This window comes from Streptomyces sp. NPDC025721, from assembly GCF_055558595.1.
The window spans coordinates 18,659-37,338 of record NZ_JBVHMF010000048.1 but is presented as its reverse complement, the minus strand read 5'-3'; the positions used below and the strand labels follow the sequence as shown (position 1 = coordinate 37,338).

Below are 18,680 nucleotides of genomic sequence, written 5' to 3'. Positions count from 1 at the left end.
CCCCTCTCCCCCCTCCCCCCCCCCCTCCCCCCCCCCCTCCACCCTCCCCCCCCCCCCCCCCCCCCCCCCCCCCCCCCCCCCCCCCCCCCCCCCCCCCCCCCCCCGCGGGGGAGGGGCGGCGGCTCCCGCGAATCCGCACGAAGGCGTGCCGTTCGCGGGCGGCCGGTACGCACGGGCGGCGCGGCCCCTCCGGGGGCGGAATGGCCAGCTCACGTCGCGTGTCGGCATCGCTCGACAGCGGTCCCTCGCTCGCCGCTCATCCCCTTTTCCATCCGTGTCGGAGATTCGGACATCGCGGCAGGTCTTGACAGAAGCCGGTAGGGATTACAGCCTATGGCAACGTTGTCATCCGAGTTGAGAGCCGGGCCGATCGTTCCGTCGGCTCACGTGGGATTGGACTTTTTGGACATGTCGGATCAGCCGCACCTTTCCCGGCGAAGGATCGTCGCCACCGGCTCCACCCTCCTGGCGGGCTTCGGCCTGGGCACCGCCTTTCCCACGGCTGCCTCCGCTTCCACCCCGGCCCCCGCCGCCGGGCCCGCGGCGCCGTCGGGGGCCGCCGCCGCGCGGGCCGAACTCGCCGCCTACCGCCCGATCACCGTGTCGTCCACGGACTACGCGCCCACGCCCGGCGAATTCGCGGTCGACGGGATCGGCACCGTCGGCGTACGCGGCACCGGCTGGCGGGCCGCGGCGGGCGACCCGCAGTGGATCTGTGTCGACCTCCAGGCGGACTGCGAGGTCGACTCCGTGAAGCTGACCTTCGAGGCCACGGTCAACGACCCGGTCTTCACCCCCTCCGACAGCGGCAATCCGCGCGACAGCACCACAGGGCAGGAGATCCTGTCGAGCTGCGCGGTGGACTTCGTCATCGAGACCTCGCGCGACCAGCACGCCTGGACCACCGTGTACCGGACCACCTCGGGCACCGGCGGCGTCGTGGACATCGCGCTGGACCGCAAGGTCACCGCGCGCTGGGTGCGGCTGACCGTGCGCAAGCGCTCCAACGCCAACCCGCTGGGCCTCAACGGCTTCGCGGTGTACGGCACTTCGCGCGCCCACCGCCCCGCCGCCACCGGCTGGACCGACTGGGGCACCCATCACCACCACGCCCCCGCGCTGAAGACCGCCGCCGACGGCACCGTGCCGCTGGAGTCCGGCTGGACGCTCACCATGGACGACTGGGCGGGCGGCGAGGGCGCCGACCTGTCCCGCCCGTCGGTGGACACCAGCCGCTGGCTGCCCGCGACCGTGCCCGGCACGGTGCTGGCCTCACTGGTCGAACAGGGCCATCTGCCCGACCCCGTGTCCGGCCTGAACAACCTGCACATCCCCGAGGCGCTGTCCCGCCACTCGTGGTGGTACCGGCGCGGCTTCGAGCTGCCCCGTAACCTGACGACCGGCTCGGGCCGCCACATCTGGCTGGAGTTCGACGGCGTCAACCACACCGCGGACATCTGGCTGAACGGCAAGCGCGTCGGCGGCCTGACCTACCCCTTCGCCCGCTCCGCCCACGACGTGACGGCGCTGCTCACCGCCCGCGGCGAACAGGCCCTCGCCGTGAAGATCACCCCGATGCCGTTCCCCGGCAGCCCCGGCGACAAGGGGGCGGCCGGACTGGCCTTCGTGGACGCGGGCGCCACCATGATGAACCGCAACTCGCCCACCTACCTGGCCTCTTCCGGCTGGGACTGGATGCCCGCCGTACGCGACCGCGTCTCCGGGATCTGGAACCACGTACGGCTGCGCTCCACCGGCCACGCCGTCATCGGCGACCCCCGCGTCGACACCGTTCTGCCCGACCTGCCCGACACCCGCAGCGCGGAGGTGACGATCGTCGTCCCCGTGCGCAACGCGGACACCACCGAGCGGCGCGTCACCGTCACCGCCGCCTTCGACGACGTCAAGGTGACCCAGACGGTCACCGTGCCCGCGGGCGGCGGCAAGGACGTCACCTTCACCCCGTCCGTGTACGGCAAACTGCGGCTGCGCAACCCCAAGCTGTGGTGGCCCAACGGCTACGGCGAGGCCGCCCTGCACGACCTGACGCTGACCGCGACCGTCGACGGCCGCACCAGCGACCGGCGCACCACCCGGTTCGGCATCCGGCAGTTCGGCTACGAATTCGCCGTGCCGCTGCCCTTCACCGCCGGCGGCGACGCGTACACGCAGTCCGTCGACCTCGGGGCGCGGACCGCGCGGTACGTACGGGTGCGCTGCCTGACCCGCGCCACCGCCTGGGGCTCGTCGCTGTGGAGCCTGTCGGTGGTCAACAGCGCCGCGCCCGGCACCGACCTCGCGCTGCGCAAGACGGCCACCGCCTCGTCGGTCGACGAGGACGACCACCAGCCGGGCAATGTCACCGACGGCGACCAGGGCACCCGCTGGTCCTCGTCCTTCGAGGACGACCAGTGGGTCCAGGTCGACCTCGGCGCCCAAGTCGCCTTCGACCGCGTCGACCTGACGTGGGAACAGGCGTACGCGCGCACGTACGTCGTCCAGGTCTCGGCCGACGGCTCGGCCTGGACCGACGCGAAGTCCGTCGACAACTCGGCGGTCCCGCTGCCCTTCAACGGCGGCGACGCCAGCCTCCAGACCGAGGACTTCAGCGCGGTGACCGCCCGCTACGTCCGCATCAACGGCGGTGCCCGCGCGACCAGTTGGGGCAACTCGCTGTGGACGCTCTCCGTGGTCGACAGCGCCAGGCCCGGCACCGACCTCGCACTCCACAAGACCGCGAGCGCCTCCTCCGAGGACTCCGGCAGCCCGGCGTCCCACGCCACCGACGGCGACCCCAACTCCCGCTGGTCGTCGGAGTATCTGGACAACCAGTGGATCCAGGTCGACCTCGGCTCGGCCCAGAGCTTCGACCGCGTCGTCATCGTGTGGGAAGCGGCCTACCCGAAGACGTACACGATCCAGGTGTCCGCCGACGCGAAGACCTGGACGGACGTGAAGTCCGTCGACAACACGCCCGAACCGCTGAAGATCAGCGTCAACGGCGTCCGGGTCTTCTGCCGCGGCGGCAACTGGGGCTGGGACGAACTGCTGCGCCGGATGCCCGCCGCGCGGATGGACGCCGCCGTGCGGATGCACCGCGACATGAACTTCACGATGATCCGCAACTGGGTGGCCAGCAGCAACCGCGAGGAGTTCTTCGCCAGTTGCGACGAGCACGGCCTGCTGGTGTGGAACGACTTCCCCAACGCGTGGGGCATGGACCCGCCGGACCACCAGGCGTACAACGACCTGGCGCGCGACACCGTACGGCGCTACCGCGTCCACCCCAGCGTCGTCGTGTGGTGCGGGGCCAACGAGGGCAATCCGCCCGCCGCGATCGACACCGGCATGCGCGACGCCGTCACCTCCGAGGCGCCCGGCGTGATGTACCAGAACAACTCCGCGGGCGGCATCATCACCGGCGGCGGCCCCTACGGATGGGTGGAGCCCGCCCGCTACTACGCGCCGTCCACGTACGGCAGCGGCAGCTTCGGCTTCCACACCGAGATCGGCATGCCGGTGGTGTCCACGGCCGCCAGCATGCGCAATCTCGTCGGCGACGAGCCGGAGTGGCCGGTCGGCGCGGCCTGGTACTACCACGACTGGAGCACACGCGGGAATCAGGCGCCGCAGAACTACCAGGCCGCCATCGAGGCCCGCCTCGACACCGCCACCGGCCTCGACGACTTCGCGCGCAAGGCGCAGTTCGTCAACTACGAGAACACCCGCGCCATGTTCGAGGCGTGGAACGCCAACCTGTGGAAGGACGCCAGCGGCCTGATGCTGTGGATGTCCCACCCGGCGTGGCACAGCACGGTGTGGCAGACCTACGACTACGACTTCGACGTCAACGGCACCTATTACGGGGCCCGCAAGGCGTGCGAGGCGCTGCACGTCCAGGCCGACCCCGACAAGTGGCAGGTCATCGCCGTCAACCACACCCCGCACACGGTCACCGGCGCCCGGGTGACGGCCAACTACTACGACCTCGACGGCCGTCGGCTCGTCCCGGAACAGCGCAAGTTGGTGAACATCGCGCCGTCGTCGTCGGTCACCGCCTTCACCGCCGACCGGATGGACACCCTGCCGTCCTTCCACCTGCTCCGGCTCCGCCTGGAGGACCCGCTCGGCCGCGTGCTGTCCGAGAACACCTACTGGCGCTACCGCGACACCAAGGACATGCGGGCCCTGAACAAGGCCAAGCAGACCCGCCTGTCCACCGACCTCGGCCGCCTCACCCACTCCGGCGCCCGCCGCAACCTCACCGCCACCGTCCGCAACCGCGGCTCCGCCGTCGCCGCCATGGTCCGGCTGTCGCTCCTCGACGACCACACCGGCGAGCGTGTCCTGCCCACCCTCTACAGCGACAACTACCTCTGGCTGCTGCCCGGCGAGTCCCGCACCCTCACCCTGACCTTCCCCGCCGCCGCCCTGCCCTCCTCCCGCCCCGCCCTGCGCGCCGAGTCCTACACCACCCCCACCACCCTCACCCGCCCCTGACCCCGGGACGCGAGGCGGGCGGCGGCGGGGGAATCCGCAGGTCAGTCCTACCCCCGCCGTCGGCGGACGGCGGGGGACACGGAGAATGGGGGCATGGATTCGGTGGATATACGTTTTTCGCGTGACGAGCTGATCGACCATCTGCGACAGACCCGCATCGCCGGGGACGTCGCCACCCCGCGGCAGGGGAATCTGCGCCACTACAGCGAGCTGGTGAAGGGGAACCGGCGCTTCTGGCTGGGACTGGAGCTGGGGGAGCGGTGGACCGAGGAGACGGTGCTGGCCGTGATGGCCGAGCGCGTCGGCGTGGTGGCCGACCCCGGACACCTCCAGGGTCAGGACACCATCGACGCGCGGCTCACCGTGGAAGGACTCGACCGGATGGCGGCCGTCCTGCGGGAGGCGGCCCGGCAGCGGTGGCGGGTGCTGGTCGCCACCGGGCACCCCGGCGGGCTGCTCGATGTGCACCAGGCCATCGCGCGGGCGCTGCGCGCGGCCGGGGCCACCGTCGTCGCCATTCCCAAGGGCCTGTCCACCACCGAGGGCGACGACGACTCCTACGGCGACGTCCGTCAGTTCGGCGGCGTCGCCGTGCTGGAGGACGGTGCCACCCTGTGGCACACCCACGCGCCGCAGCCGATGTCGGCCATTCTCGACGCGCTGACCGCCGCGGGCGAGCCGCTGCCCGACCTGGTGGTGGCCGACCACGGCTGGGCGGGCCGCGCGGGCCAGCGCGGGATCAGGACCGTCGCCTTCGCCGACTGCAACGATCCGGCGCTCTTCCTCGGCGAGGCGGAGGGCACCATCGCGGTGACCGTCCCGCTCGACGACCATGTGGTGGACCCGCAGGCGTACGAGCCGATGACCGCCTATCTGCTGTCGGAGGCCGGGCTCACCGCCTGAGACCCGCGCGAGCCCGTACGACGCGCCGGTACGACCGCGACCCGCCCCGTACGACCCCGCGGAACGCAGCCGCGTCGCCCCGGCGGGACCCACCGGCCGCCCACGGCCAGTAGGCTTCCCGTGGGTGCCCGAAGCACCGCAGAGACCGCCGCGGACGCCCCGGAACACGGGGCGTCCGCCGTGTGTTACCGCCAAGGAACACGAGGAGGACTGAGATGACCGCTCAGACACAGAAGGCCGTCCTCGCCGGCGGATGCTTCTGGGGCATGCAGGACCTGATCCGACGCCTGCCCGGCGTGACGGACACCCGGGTCGGATACGCGGGCGGCGACGTGCCGAACCCCACGTACCGCAACCACGGCACCCACGCCGAGTCGATCGAGATCACCTACGACCCGGAGCGGACCGACTACCGGGCGCTGCTGGAGTTCTTCTTCCAGATCCACGACCCGAGCACGAAGAACCGCCAGGGCAACGACATGGGCCTCAGCTACCGGTCGGCCATCTTCTACGAGGACGACGAGCAAAAGCGCGTCGCCGAGGACACGATCGCCGACGTCGACGCCTCCGGCCTGTGGCCCGGCAAGGTCGTCACCGAGGTGTCGCCCGCCGGTACCTTCTGGGAGGCCGAGCCCGAGCACCAGGACTACCTGGAGCGCTACCCCGACGGCTACACCTGCCACTACGTACGCCCCGGCTGGCGCCTGCCCGCCCGTACCAAGGACTGACGCCCGGCACGCCCAGCAAACTCAGCACGCCCGGCGCCGCTGGTTACGGCATCCGGCCTTTCCCCGCCGGCCGTCCGACGCCCCATTGATAGCGTCGGACCGTGGCGCATACAGTGCGCGCGGCGACTGGTATCCGGGGAGGCCAGATGTCGGGTTCATCGTCGGGCGGGACGCCGAGGCGTGCCATGGGGCGCAGGGCTCTGTTGCTCGCGGGCGCCGCCTCCGCGGCGGCGTCCGGCGCCGGATCCCTGGCCTCCGCGGAGCCCGCGCACGCGCGCCCCCGCGGCCCGGAGGCCGAGTGGGTCGGCAGTTGGGCCGGGTCGCCGAACGCCGCGCCGACGGCCGCCGTCGTCCACCTGGAGAACCAGACGGTCCGCCATGTGCTGCGTCTGAGCCTCGGCGGCTCCGCGCTCCGGTTACGGCTGACGAACGAATTCGGTGAGAGCGCCGCGTCCGTCGGCGAGGTACGGGTCGCCCGCCGCGCGGGAACGCGGGGCACGGCGATCGTCCCGGCCACCGACCGCCGGGTGACGTTCGGCGGCAGCGGTTCCGTCCTGATCCCGGCCGGGGCCCCGGCCGTCAGCGATCCCGTCGACCTGGCCCTGCCCGGCGGCGCCGACCTGGTCGTGAGCCTCTACCTGCCGGAGCGTACGGCCGCCACCAGCCTGCACGCGTACGCACTCCAGAAGAACGCCGTGGCCGCGGGCAACGTCACCGGCGCGACGACGGTGACGCCGACCGCCGAGCCGCAGGCGGTGTATCTCGTCTCCGGTGTCAGCGTCCGGGCCGGACGGCAGGCGTCCGCGATCGTCGCGCTCGGGGACTCGATCACCGACGGCGGCAAGAGCACCGTCGGCGCCGATCTGCGGTGGCCTGACCAGCTCGCCGCGCGGCTGCGGTCGGCCCGCCCGGCCGCCGACCGCGCGGTGGTGAACGCGGGCATCTCCGGCAACCGTCTGCTGCACGACCCCAATCCGCCCGCGGGCGACCCGGCCGAGGCGTACGCGCTCAACTTCGGACCGAGCGCCCTGCGCCGCTTCGACCGCGACGTGCTCGCCCAGCCCGCGGCGGCGTACGTCATCACCCTGATCGGCGTGAACGACCTCGGCCACCCGGGTACCGTGGCGCCGCTGTCCGAGACGGTGACGGCCGAGCAACTGATCGCCGGGCACGGGCAGTTGGCGGCGCGCGCGCACGCCGCGGGCCTGATCGCCATCGGCGGCACGATCATGCCCTTCAAGGACGACACCTTCGGCTTCTGGAGCCAGGCCAACGGCGAGAAGCGGAACGCCGTCAACGACTGGATCCGCACCAGCGGTGTGTACGACGCCGTGATCGACTTCGCCCGCGTCACCGCCGACCCGGCCGACCCGGACAAGCTGGCCGCCGCGTACAGCAGCGGCGACGGCCTGCACCCCAACGACGCGGGCCACACCGCGATGGCCGCCGCCGTTCCGCTCGACCTGTTCCGCTGAGCCGTCTCCGTACGGCTCGGCGGCCACGGCGCGCGGCGGCAGGACGTGCCCGGCCTCGGCCCTGAGCGACCCGTGCCCGGCACTCCGGCACGGCCGCCCCGTCACGCCACCGAGCCCTCCTGGATGGGTCGCTGGCCGGCCGTCGGACGCGCGGCGGTCGGCGCCGAGCCCCGTACTAATACGTATTATCCCTTGACTTCCGGGAATCCGGAAGCCACGATCCCTCACGGCGCCGAGCGTCTCCCGATCGGCCGCGCCGCTCCCGTGGCCGATGTCCTCCCCCCCAACCGTGAGGGTGCTCCATGTCCGTTGACCACTCGTCCCGCGGCCTCACCCGTCGCTCCGCCCTGCTGGCCGGTGCCGCGCTGGCCCCCGCGTGGTTCCTCGGCACCGCCGGCGCCGCGCCCAGCCGCGCCGCCGCGGCGACGGCCTCGGACTTCGCGACGGTCCGCACCCAGTGGGGCACCACGCTGATCGGCAGCTACGACGCCTCCGACCAGGTGATCTCCGCCTACGCGCAGGCGATGGCCGACACGGCGAACGGCCTGTGGTCGACGCTGAACACCGCCAACTCCCGCACCTACCTGTGGGCGGACCTGAACAGCTCCACCGTCTCGGCCGTCCAGCGCGACGTGATCGGACGGCTGCGCCAACTCGCCCTCGCCTACGCCTCGCCGGGCTCGTCGCTGGCGGGCAACGCGACGCTCCTGGCGGACCTCACCTCCGCGCTCGACTGGTTCCTCGCCCACAAGTACGGCGTCACCGCGCGGTACGACAACTGGTGGGACTTCGAGATCGGCATACCGCTGGCCCTCAACGACACCTGCGTCGCCCTGTACGACCACCTCTCGGCGAGCCAGATCTCCACCGCGATGGCCGCGATCACCCGCTACGCGCCCGACCCGACCAAGGTCAACGGCGGGACGGCCACCGGCGCCAACCTCAACTGGAACTGCGCCATCGCGACCGTGCGCGGCGCGCTGAGCCAGGACGCGGCCGTCATCGACAGCGCCATGGCGGCGATCGCGCACCTCTTCCCGTACAGCACCGGCGGCGACGGCTTCTACCCCGACGGCGGCTTCATCCAGCACGCGGTCTACGCCTACAACGGCTCCTACGGGGTGTCGCTGCTCCAGTACCTGACCTACCTGCTGGTCACCGTGCAGGGCACCCCGTGGGCGGCGACAACGGACCAGGTGCAGCGCGTCTTCACCTGGACGCAGGCGAACTACCGGCCGTGGATCTACCGCGGGGCGTTCATGGACATGGTGCGCGGACGCGCGCTCTCCCGCTTCTACGAGACCGACCACCGTATCGGCCGCCTCACCACCGCCACCCTGCTCCAACTCGCCCGCGTCTTCCCGGCCGACCAGGCGCTCACCGTCCGGTCGCAGGCCAAGGGCTGGATCGGCGCGGACACCTACCAGGACTTCTTCGCCTTCGACGCGGCGCCCCTCGAACAGGTGCGGATCTCGTCCATCGCGCTCGGCCGCGCCGTCGTCGCCGACAGCGCCATCCCGGCGGCGGCGGAGTCCACCACCTCCGTCGTGTCGACCTCGATGGCGCGGATCGTGCACCGGCGGCCCACGTTCGCCTTCGGCATCGCGATGGACAGCACGCGGATCAAGCCGTACGAGTCCGCGAACAACGAGAACCTCCAGGGCTGGTACACCGGCGAGGGCGCCACGTACCTGTATCTGCCCACGCAGCCCGGTCACTGGGTGAACGGGTACTGGCCGGCCGCGGACAAGTACCGGCTGCCCGGGGTCACGCTCGACACCAAGACCCTCGCGCTCGGCGCGAACCGCGGCTCGACCAACACCTGGGCGGGCGGCGCGCTGCTGGACGGGAACGTGGCGGCCGGTATGGGGCTGTCGTTCGCCGTCCAGACCCTCAAGGGCCACAAGTCGTGGTTCTGCGTCGACGACATCGTCATCTGCCTGGGCGCGGGGATCACCAGCGACGACGGCCATACGATCGAGTCGGTCATCGAGAACCGCAACACCGGCCCCAACGGGCAGGCGAACATCCACGTCGATGGCAACGTTGTCCTGTCCACGCCGAGCAACACGCCGACGGTGGTACAGCCGCGGTCGATCTTCGTGGACAACCTCGGCGGCTATGTCTTCCCGGTCGGCGGCCACGTCACCCTCCTGCGCCAGGACCGCACCGGCAAGTGGACCGACATGGACCACCGCGGCGTCTACGACGACACCGCCGCGTACACCCGCAGGTTCGTCACCATGTGGGTCGACCACGGCGTGAGCCCGACCGCGGGCAGCTACCGCTACATCCAACTGCCCGCCGCCACCTCGGCCCAGACCTCGGCGTTCGCCGCGTCGAACGACGTGACCGTCGCCTCGAACACCGCCGCCGTGCAGGCCGTCAGCCGCTCCGGCTCCGGCGTGGCCATGGCCAACGTCTGGCAGGCCGGAGCGCCCAAGGCCGCCGGAATCCAGGTCGACAGGACCGCCTCGGTCGTCACGCACCGGACGAACGGAACGCTCAGCGTGGCCGTGAGCGACCCGACCCAGCAGCTCACCGGGTCGGTCGTCGTCACCGTCGACGGCGCCGTCTCGGCCGCCACCTCCGTCGACCCCGGGGTGACGGTCCTCGCCACGACGCCTGACCTCCGCCTCTCGGTAGCGGTCGCGGGAGCGGCCGGAAGGACCTTCGTCGCACGCTTCACCGTCTGACAGCCGTCGGCCCGGCACCCCGTCGGCCCGCGAGATAAGGAAGTCGCACATGCGCATGAGGGCTTTAGCAGTGGTGATCGGCATGCTCGTCGCCAGCTACGGCGTGACGTCGGGCTCGGCGCACGCCGCGTCATCGCTCTACGAGGCGGAGAACGCCACCGTCTTCCACGGGACGGTGGACCGCGACCACCTGGGATACACCGGGACCGGCTTCGTCAACACCGCCAACGAGGCGGGCGCGTACGTCGAGTTCAGCGTGAGCGCACCGGCCGCGGGCGGCTTCGCGCTGGCCCTGCGCCACGCGAACGGGACGGGGGAGGGACGCGCGGGCACCGTCAGCGTCAACGGCACGGTGATCTCCGCACCGGCCTTCGCCGCGACCGCGGACTGGAACACCTGGGCCGTCACCCGGATACCGGTGACGCTGCGGGCGGGAACCAACGCGATCCGCGTGACCGGCGCCACGGCGGGCGGCCTGCCCAACCTCGACTCGCTGACCGTCTCCGACCCAGGAGGCACGGACTGGGCCGACGCACTGGTCGACTCCACCATGCGGCGCTACACCCCCGCGACCGTCGGCGGCTGGAGCTACCCGGTCGCGCTCTACCTGATGGGGCAGTACCAGGTCGCCCGGCACACGGCGGACCCCGCGCGCCGGGCGGCCCTGATCGCGTACATCAAGGCGTGGGCCGACCGCTTCGTGGACGCCTCGGGGCACATCGGCATCACCTTCAACAGCCTGGACAGCATGATGCCGGGTCAGGTGATGATCGCCCTGTACCGCGAGACCGGTGAGGCCAAGTACGGCCTGGCCGCCAAGCAGATCCACGACCGGCTGCTGCCCGGCGCCGGGTACCCGACCACGAGCGACGGCGGCTTCTGGCACGCCAACAGCGCCGACCGGGCCAACCAGCTCTGGTCCGACGGCACCTTCATGGCCGACCCCTTCATGGCGCAGTACGGCAGGTACATCGGCGACAGCGCGCAGTCCTACGACATCGCGGCCAAGCAGCTCGTGGTCTACGCCGGCCATCTGCAACAGGCGAACGGGCTGCTGAAGCACGCCTACGACGCGTCCAAGGCGGCGACCTGGTCGGACCCGACCAGCGGCCTGTCCTCCGAATACTGGTGCCGCGCCGTCGGCTGGTACGGCGTCGCCGCCACCGAGATCCTCGACCTGATCCCGGCCGACCACCCGCTGCGCGCCCAGTTGACCGCGACCGTACGCGATCTGGTGCGCGGCATCGCCGCCTACCAGGACCCGGCCAGCGGGCGGTGGTTCCAGGTCGTGGACAAGGGGAGCAGCGCGGGGAACTGGACCGAGACGTCGTGCTCGGCGATGTTCACCCTGACCGCCGACGCGGCGATCAAGCGCGGATACGTCCCCGCCGCCACGTACCAGGCCACGGTGGACGCCGGAAAGCGCGGCGCATTGGACCGGATCTCCCTGCACAGCGACGGTCTGACGTATCTGACCTCGATCTCGGTCGGCACCAATGTCGGGGACTACGCGTATTACACCGCCCGGTCCCGGGCCACGAACGACTTCCACGGGCTGGGCGCCTTCCTCTACTTCTTCGAGCAGGTCAACGGCTGAACCCGGCTCCTGCGAGCAGATCCGCGGCGGGGGAGTGGCGGTGGAGCGCCGTTCCCGGTTCTGGAACGCTACGACCGTCGGCCCGACAGGCCGACGGCACGGCTCTCCTCGACCCGGTGAAGGAACGACGCCATGACCACCGCGCACCCCATCGCGCTGGAGCCCACCGCGATCCATGTGGCCGACCGCGTCCTCGACGACCTGCGCACCCGTCTCGAACTGACCCGTCCGCCGCTGGACGAGGGGAACGAGGACTGGTCGTACGGCGTCCCGGCCAGCTATCTGCGGGAGTTGGTCGCCTACTGGAAGGACGGCTACGACTGGCGGGCGGCCGAGCGCGCCATCAACGCCTACGAGCACTACCAGGTGGAGGTCGCCGGTGTCCCCGTGCACTTCCTGCGCAAGCCGGGGCGCGGCCCCCGCCCGATCCCGCTGATCCTCACCCACGGCTGGCCGTGGACGTTCTGGCACTGGTCGAAGGTGGTCGACCCGCTCGCCGACCCGGCCGCCTTCGGCGGCGACCCCGCCGACGCCTTCGACGTGATCGTGCCGTCCCTGCCCGGCTTCGGTTTCCCCGGCCCGCTCACCGGCTTCCCCGACGTCAACTTCTGGAAGGTATCCGACCTCTGGCACACCCTGATGACCCGGACCCTGGGATACGAGAAGTACGCCGCCGGGGGCTGCGACATCGGCGGGATCGTCACCAGCCAGCTCGGCCACAAGTACGCCGGTGAGCTGTACGGCATCCACATCGGCTCGGGGCTGCCCCTCGACTTCTTCACCGGCCCCCGCGCCTGGGACTTCGCCCGGAACCGGCCCCTCACCGACGACCAGCCCGCCGACATCCGCGCCCGCATCATCGAACAGGACCGCCGCTCGGCGACCCACCTGGTGGCGCACATGCTCGACGGCGCCACCCTGGCCCACGGGCTGAGCGACTCACCCGCGGGACTGCTCGCCTGGCTGCTCGAACGCTGGAACGCCTGGAGCGACAACGGCGGCGACCTCGAATCCGTCTTCACCAAGGACGACCTGCTCACCCACGCCACGATCTACTGGGTCAACAACTCCATCGCCACGTCGATGCGGTACTACGCCAACGCCAACCGCTACCCCTGGACCCCCGCCCACGACCGCACCCCGGCCGTCGAGGCCCCGGTCGGCCTCACCTTCGTGACGTACGAGAACCCGCCCGGCGTTCACTCCGCCGCCGACCGCGTCCAGGCGTTCAAGACCGGCGCGCAGTCCCGCTGGTTCCACCACGTCAACGTGAACGCCCACGACCACGGCGGCCACTTCATCCCCTGGGAGAACCCCGACGCCTGGGTCACCGACCTCCGCGGCACCTTCCGCACGCGCAGGCCCTGAGCGCCGGAAGACCGCTCCCTCACCGTGTGAGCCGTCCGCGGCGGACCGCGAGGTCCGCGGCGACCTCCCGACGTCCGAACGGCATGTGCGCACCGGACACTTCGACGTCCTGCTCACCCCCAACCGCTGGACCCTGGTCAACCGTTCCGTCGGTCCGCTCATCGACCTCGCGGTGTCGATGAACGCCGGGGTCGTCAACGCCGCCGTGTCCGGCGGCCAGATCCTGCCGACCGGCGTCGGCGGCTCGCGGCGGTGCCCCTACCGCGAGAGGCCGAACTGCTCCCGGCGACGCCGACTTCGGAGTCAAGCCCGTCGAACCGCGGGACAGCGGCGCCGTACTCCGCGTCATCCAGGCCGCCCGGCACGCGGCATCCGCCGACGCGGGACCGGCCCGCGTCGGCGGCGCGCCGGCGGACGGATGAGTCCTTCTCCCGGCGGCCGGTAGCCCGGGATCCGTCACGCGGCCGGGTGGTCGTACCGGCGGAGGCGGCGGGCGCGGTAGGACTCGCGGGTGGCGGCCAGGAGGCCGAGTTCGTGGCGGACGACCTGGCCGAGGCGGCGGCAGAATTCCTTGGGTTCCTCGGCCGCGTCGGGGCGTTCCGGCACGATCCGGTCCACGATGCCCTCGGCGAGCAGGTCGGTGGCGCGGACGCGCTGGTGTCTGGCCATCTCGTCGGCCCGGTCGATGGTCCTGTGCATGATCACCGAGGCGCCCTCGGGCGGCAGCGGGGAGAGCCAGGCGTGCTCGGCGGCGATCACGCGGTTCGCGGGCAGCATGGCCAGGGCCGCGCCGCCGCAGCCCTGGCCGAGCAGGATCGTCAGCGACGGCGCTTCCAGGGCGAGCAGGTCGGCGAGCGAGCGGGCGATCTCGGCGGCGAGGCCGCCTTCTTCCGCGGCGGCCGAGAGCGCGGCGCCCGGGGTGTCGATGACATTGACCAGGGGGAGCTGGAGCTGGCTGGCGAGTTGCATGCCCCGGCGCGCCACGCGCAGCGAGCGCGGGCCGAGCGGCCCGATCTCGCTCTGCCCGTGCCGGTCCTGGCCGAGTACGACGCAGGACGCCGAGCCGAACCGCGCCAGGGCCAGCAGCACGCCGGGATCGGCCTCGCCCTCACCGGTGCCGTTGAGGGTGATCACATCGGTGGCGGCGTGTTCCAGGAAGGCGCGGACGCCGGGCCGGTCGGGCCTGCGGGTGCGCTGGATGGACGTCCAGGCGTCGGACGGCTCGGCCGGTGCGAAGCGCGGCTCCGGTACGGCGGAGGGCCGTCCCGCCATCACGATGGTGAGCGCCCGGTCCAGGATCTCGGGCAGCTTCTCCGGCGCCACCACGTCGTCGACGATGCCGTGGGCGTACAGATTCTCGGCCGTCTGGACCCCCTCGGGGAACGCCTCGCCGTGCAGCGCCTCGTAGACCCGCGGTCCCAGGAAACCCAGCAGGGCGCCCGGCTCCGCGATGGTGAGGTGACCGAGCGATCCCCAGGAGGCGAGGACTCCGCCGGTGGTCGGGTCGCGCAGATAGACCAGATACGGCAGTCCCGCCGCCTTGTGGCGGATGACGGCGCCGCAGATCGTCACCATGCGTACGAAGGCCGGGGTCCCCTCCTGCATCCGGGTGCCGCCCGATGCGGGGGCGGCCAGCATCGGCAGCCCCTCACGGGTCGCCCGCTCGATCGCCGACGTCAGCCGCGCCGCCGCGGCGCGTCCGATCGAACCCGCCAGGAACCGGAACTCGCTGGCGGCGACCGCCACCCGACGACCGCGGATCAGCCCCTCGCCGGTGATGACCGACTCGTCGGTGTCCGCGCGCCGCGCCGCGGTGTCGAGCTGCGCCGTGTAGTCGCCGTCGGCGTCCGCCCGGTCCACCGGGGTGTCCCAACTGCGGAAGGAGCCGTCGTCGACGATGCCGCGCAGCAGTTCCAGCGCGCCGGGCCGGGTACGGGGGTCAGGCATCGGCGGACGCCTCCGCGGCGGGCTTCCCCGCGACCGGTTCCCGCTCGGCGGCCACCCCGGTCCCCTGCCCCGACTCCGGTCCCGACTCCGTGTCGGTCTCGGCTTGGGTCTCACCGGTGCCCGCGTGACCGAGATAGGACTCCAACAGCGCCGAGCGGTCATTGAGTTCGGCCGCGGTGCCCTCCACCACCACCCGCCCGGACAGCAGCACCACGCCCTTGTCGCAGACGCTCAGCCCGATCGACGCGTTCTGTTCGACCAGGAGGATCGGCATCTCCCGCTTGACCTGGGCCAGCGCCTGGTACACGGCCTTGACCACGATCGGCGCGAGACCGAGCGACGGCTCGTCGAGCATCAACAGCCGCGGCGAGGCCAGCAGCGCCCGCCCGATCGCCACCATCTGCTGCTCGCCGCCGGACAGCGCCCAGCCCAGCCGCTTGCGCAGCGGTTTGAGCGCGGGGAACAGGTCGTAGACGTCGTCGAGGCCGAACGCTCCGGGCCGCTTCGCGCGGGCGGTCATCCCGACCAGCAGATTGTCGTTCACCGTCAGCGTGCCGAAGACGTGGCGCCCCTCGGGAACGTGGATCAGACCGCGTCTGGCCAGTTCCTCGGGCGCGGTCCTCGTCACGTCCTCGCCGTCGAAGCGGATGGTCCCCGAGCAGGGGATCAGCCGTGACACCGCTCGCAGGGCGGACGTCTTGCCCGCGCCGTTCGCACCGAGCAGGGCCAGCGCCTCGCCCGCGCCGACGCTCAGATCGGCGCCGACGACCGCCTCGGTCGTCCCGTACGTGACCCGCAGGTCCTTGACCTCAAGCATCGATCGTCACCTGTCCCAAGTAGGCGTCCACGACCTTCGGGTTCGCCCAGACCTCGGTGGGGTCGCCCTCCGCGATCTGCCGGCCGAGCTCCAGGACGACCATCCGGTGGCACAGCTCCTCCAGGAAGTCGATCTTGTGCTCCACGACCAGCAGCGCGGGGCCGTCCTGCTCCCGCCAGCGGGTCAGCAGTTCGACCAGCCCCTTGGTCTCGACGTCGTTGAGCCCGGCGGCGGGCTCGTCCAGCAACAGCGTCCTGGGCTTTCCCGCGTAGGTGCGGGCGAACTCCAGCCTGCGCCGCTGCCCGTACGACAAGGCGCCCGCCGGCCGGGTCGCCTCGTTCTCCAGACCGGTGAACCGCAGTGCCTCGTACGCCAGATCCCAGTGCTCGTGCTCGCGCCGCATCATCGACGGGCGGCGGAACCAAGTGGGCAGCAGCGACCGTACCCGCCAGTCCCGCAAGCCGATCAGCACGTTCTCCAGGCAGGTCAGCTCGTCGTGCACCTGCGGGGTCTGGAAGGTGCGCAGGACCCCGAAACGGGACAGCCGCCCCGGGTGGCCGAGCCGCACGGCGGTGCCGTCGACGCTGACCGTGCCGGTCGCCTTGACCAGACCGGTCAACGCGTTGATGAAGGTCGACTTGCCGGAACCGTTGGGCCCGATCAGCCCGACCACCTCGTGGTCCTCTACCGTCAGCGACAGCCCGTCGACGGCGATGACGCCACCGAATCTGACTCCGATGTCCTTGGCCTCAAGCACGGGCCTTCCACCTCCGTTGGATCGTCTCGCGCAGACCCGCGATGCCCTTGGGGAACGCCACGACGATGAGCAGCACCGCGAGGCCGTAGACGAAGTCGGAGTACTTCTGCATCGAGCGCAGATACTCCGGCAGGTACGTGAGTACCGCCGCGCCGATCAGCGGTCCGTAGATCGACCGCGATCCGCCGAGCAGCAGCATCAGCAGGACCAGCAGGGCGACGTCGACGTCGAACGCCTCGAGACCCACATAGCCGGAGTTGTGGGCGTACAGCGAACCGGCCGTGCCCATCATCGCGGAACCGACGGTGAAGGCCGCCAGTTGCAGCAGCTTCGGCCGCAGGCCCACGACCGCCGCCACCGGCCCGTGGTCGCGGGCGAGTTGCAGATCGCGGTAGGCGGGGGAGCGCAGGAACCAGATGGTGAGCAGCAGGAACAGCGCCAGCACACCGAGCATCAGGTAGTAGCGGTCGGCCTGCGACTCCAGCTCGATGCCGAAGAAGCTCGGTACGGCGATGTCGGAGACACCGGCGAAGCCGCCGGTGAAGCTCGTCCACTGGCGGAACAGGATGATCAGCAACCCGCCGCACGCCATGGTCGCGATGGCGAAGAAGATCATCGAACAACGGGCGAAGACGATCCGCATCAGCGCGCCGAGCGCGGCGCAGGCGAAGGTCGCGCCGACCAGCCCCGACCAGAATCCGCCCGCGTGGTTGGCCACCCAGATCGACACGTAGGCGCCGGTCGCGTAGACGCCGTAGGTGGCGAAGGTGAAGGAGCCGCCGAGCGAGAAGCACCAGAAGAAGCCCAGCGTCATGATCGCGTAGATCATGGTGGTGTTCATGATGCCGTCGCTGTACTCGTCCCCGCCGTAGACGTACGGCGCGATCAGCCCGAGCACCACGACCGCGGCCAGGGTGGGGAACTGACGCCCGCGGAAGACCGGGGGCGCGAATCTCAGCGCGGCCGAGAGTCGGTCCTGATCGGGGAGCAGGGGCGCCTGTCTGACATCAGTACCGGACACCGGACACCATCCTCACCAGGCCTTGGGGTCGGACCGCGAGCACGGCGACCAGGATCAGGAACGGGTAGGCGTCGGTGAAGTCGGGCGACAGATAGCCGCCGAGCAACGCCTGGGCCACCGCGATGAACAGGGCGGCCGTGGCCGTGCCTCCCAGCCGCTCGCCGCCGAGGACGACGGCCGCGAAGGCGCTCAGCAGCAGACCGAAGCCGAGCGTCGGAGTGACCGAGATCGTCGGGCCGATGAGCACGCCCGCGAGTCCGGCGAGCGCGGCCGAGAGCCCGAAGATCACGGGGGACAGGCGCTTGACCCTGATGCCTTGGAGCAGCGCCGCCTCGCGGTCGGCGGCGAGCGCCCTGACCTGGCGGCCGACCGACGACCGCTGGAACATCAGGTAGAGGCCGGCGCCGACCAGGACGGTCACCCCCACGGTGAGGAAGGCCTGTCGCGGGATGCTGGCGCCGAACACGTCGACCGTCTTCGTGCCGAACGGCGACACGAGATTGCGCGGGTCGGTGCCCTGCCACAGGATGATCGCGGACCTGATGGCGAGGCCCAGCGCGAAGGTCGAGATGACGATGGTGAGCGGACTTCGGTTCCTGATCGGCGCGTAGCCGACGCGTTCGAGCACCACGCCCGCCGCGAACAGCAGGACCAGCATCAGCAGGAACATCGGCAGTTGGCCGAAGCCGTGCATGCCGACCAGCCAGAAGCCGACGTAGGCGCCGAGGGTCATGAGGTCGCCCTGGGCGAAGTTCACCACCCCGGTGGCGTTCTGCAGCAGGACGATGCCGAGTGCGATCAGCGCGTAGATCGCGCCTTGGGCGATGCCGCTGGACAGGATCGAGACGAATCTATCCATCGAGCTGACTTC

The 18,680-nt window shown here is 71.4% G+C and carries 12 protein-coding genes; 7 read left to right on the top strand and 5 right to left on the bottom strand.

Annotated elements, in window-relative coordinates:
• Positions 1–408 precede the first annotated feature (408 nt).
• The 7 genes from ACZ4EF_RS36285 (at position 409) to ACZ4EF_RS36255 (ending at position 13,267) form a co-directional block, all read left to right on the top strand.
• Positions 409–4,500, top strand: a complete 4,092-nt coding sequence (locus ACZ4EF_RS36285) for a discoidin domain-containing protein (RefSeq protein WP_467508458.1) — start codon at positions 409–411, stop codon at positions 4,498–4,500.
• 93 nt (positions 4,501–4,593) lie between these two features.
• Complete coding sequence (locus ACZ4EF_RS36280; protein ID WP_467508456.1) at positions 4,594–5,403, top strand: phosphatase; 810 nt, start codon at positions 4,594–4,596, stop codon at positions 5,401–5,403.
• Positions 5,404–5,618: 215 nt separating this feature from the next.
• A complete protein-coding gene (msrA, locus tag ACZ4EF_RS36275) occupies positions 5,619–6,131 on the top strand; it encodes a peptide-methionine (S)-S-oxide reductase MsrA (RefSeq protein WP_355343668.1) in 513 nt (170 codons plus the stop codon).
• A 185-nt stretch (positions 6,132–6,316) separates the two neighbouring features.
• The gene (locus ACZ4EF_RS36270) at positions 6,317–7,606 is read left to right on the top strand and encodes an SGNH/GDSL hydrolase family protein (protein ID WP_467508454.1); all 1,290 of its coding nucleotides are present in this window, start codon (positions 6,317–6,319) and stop codon (positions 7,604–7,606) included.
• A gap of 302 nt (positions 7,607–7,908) precedes the next feature.
• On the top strand, positions 7,909–10,302 hold the full coding sequence (locus tag ACZ4EF_RS36265; protein WP_467508452.1) for a polysaccharide lyase 8 family protein: 2,394 nt from the start codon (positions 7,909–7,911) through the stop codon (positions 10,300–10,302).
• A 55-nt stretch (positions 10,303–10,357) separates the two neighbouring features.
• A complete protein-coding gene (locus tag ACZ4EF_RS36260; protein ID WP_401720752.1) occupies positions 10,358–11,899 on the top strand; it encodes a glycoside hydrolase family 88 protein in 1,542 nt (513 codons plus the stop codon).
• Positions 11,900–12,031: 132 nt separating this feature from the next.
• Entirely contained in the window at positions 12,032–13,267 is a 1,236-nt protein-coding gene (locus tag ACZ4EF_RS36255; RefSeq protein WP_467508450.1) for an epoxide hydrolase family protein, read from the top strand.
• A gap of 456 nt (positions 13,268–13,723) precedes the next feature.
• Here the strand turns inward: ACZ4EF_RS36255 and ACZ4EF_RS36250 are convergent, their stop codons facing one another.
• From ACZ4EF_RS36250 to ACZ4EF_RS36230, 5 genes are read right to left on the bottom strand one after another with little or no spacing between them, the layout of a single operon-like run.
• Complete coding sequence (locus ACZ4EF_RS36250; RefSeq protein ID WP_467508448.1) at positions 13,724–15,214, bottom strand: carboxyl transferase domain-containing protein; 1,491 nt, start codon at positions 15,212–15,214, stop codon at positions 13,724–13,726.
• Positions 15,207–16,031, bottom strand: a complete 825-nt coding sequence (locus ACZ4EF_RS36245) for an ABC transporter ATP-binding protein (protein ID WP_467508446.1) — start codon at positions 16,029–16,031, stop codon at positions 15,207–15,209. Before ACZ4EF_RS36245 ends, ACZ4EF_RS36250 begins: the two co-directional genes overlap by 8 nt.
• Complete coding sequence (locus ACZ4EF_RS36240; RefSeq protein WP_467350187.1) at positions 16,024–16,788, bottom strand: ABC transporter ATP-binding protein; 765 nt, start codon at positions 16,786–16,788, stop codon at positions 16,024–16,026. Before ACZ4EF_RS36240 ends, ACZ4EF_RS36245 begins: the two co-directional genes overlap by 8 nt.
• A complete protein-coding gene (locus ACZ4EF_RS36235) occupies positions 16,781–17,809 on the bottom strand; it encodes a branched-chain amino acid ABC transporter permease (protein ID WP_467350185.1) in 1,029 nt (342 codons plus the stop codon). The genes ACZ4EF_RS36240 and ACZ4EF_RS36235 overlap by 8 nt, the downstream gene beginning before the upstream one ends.
• Positions 17,796–18,668, bottom strand: a complete 873-nt coding sequence (locus ACZ4EF_RS36230; protein WP_467350183.1) for a branched-chain amino acid ABC transporter permease — start codon at positions 18,666–18,668, stop codon at positions 17,796–17,798. The genes ACZ4EF_RS36235 and ACZ4EF_RS36230 overlap by 14 nt, the downstream gene beginning before the upstream one ends.
• Between the last annotated feature and the right edge of the window lie 12 nt (positions 18,669–18,680).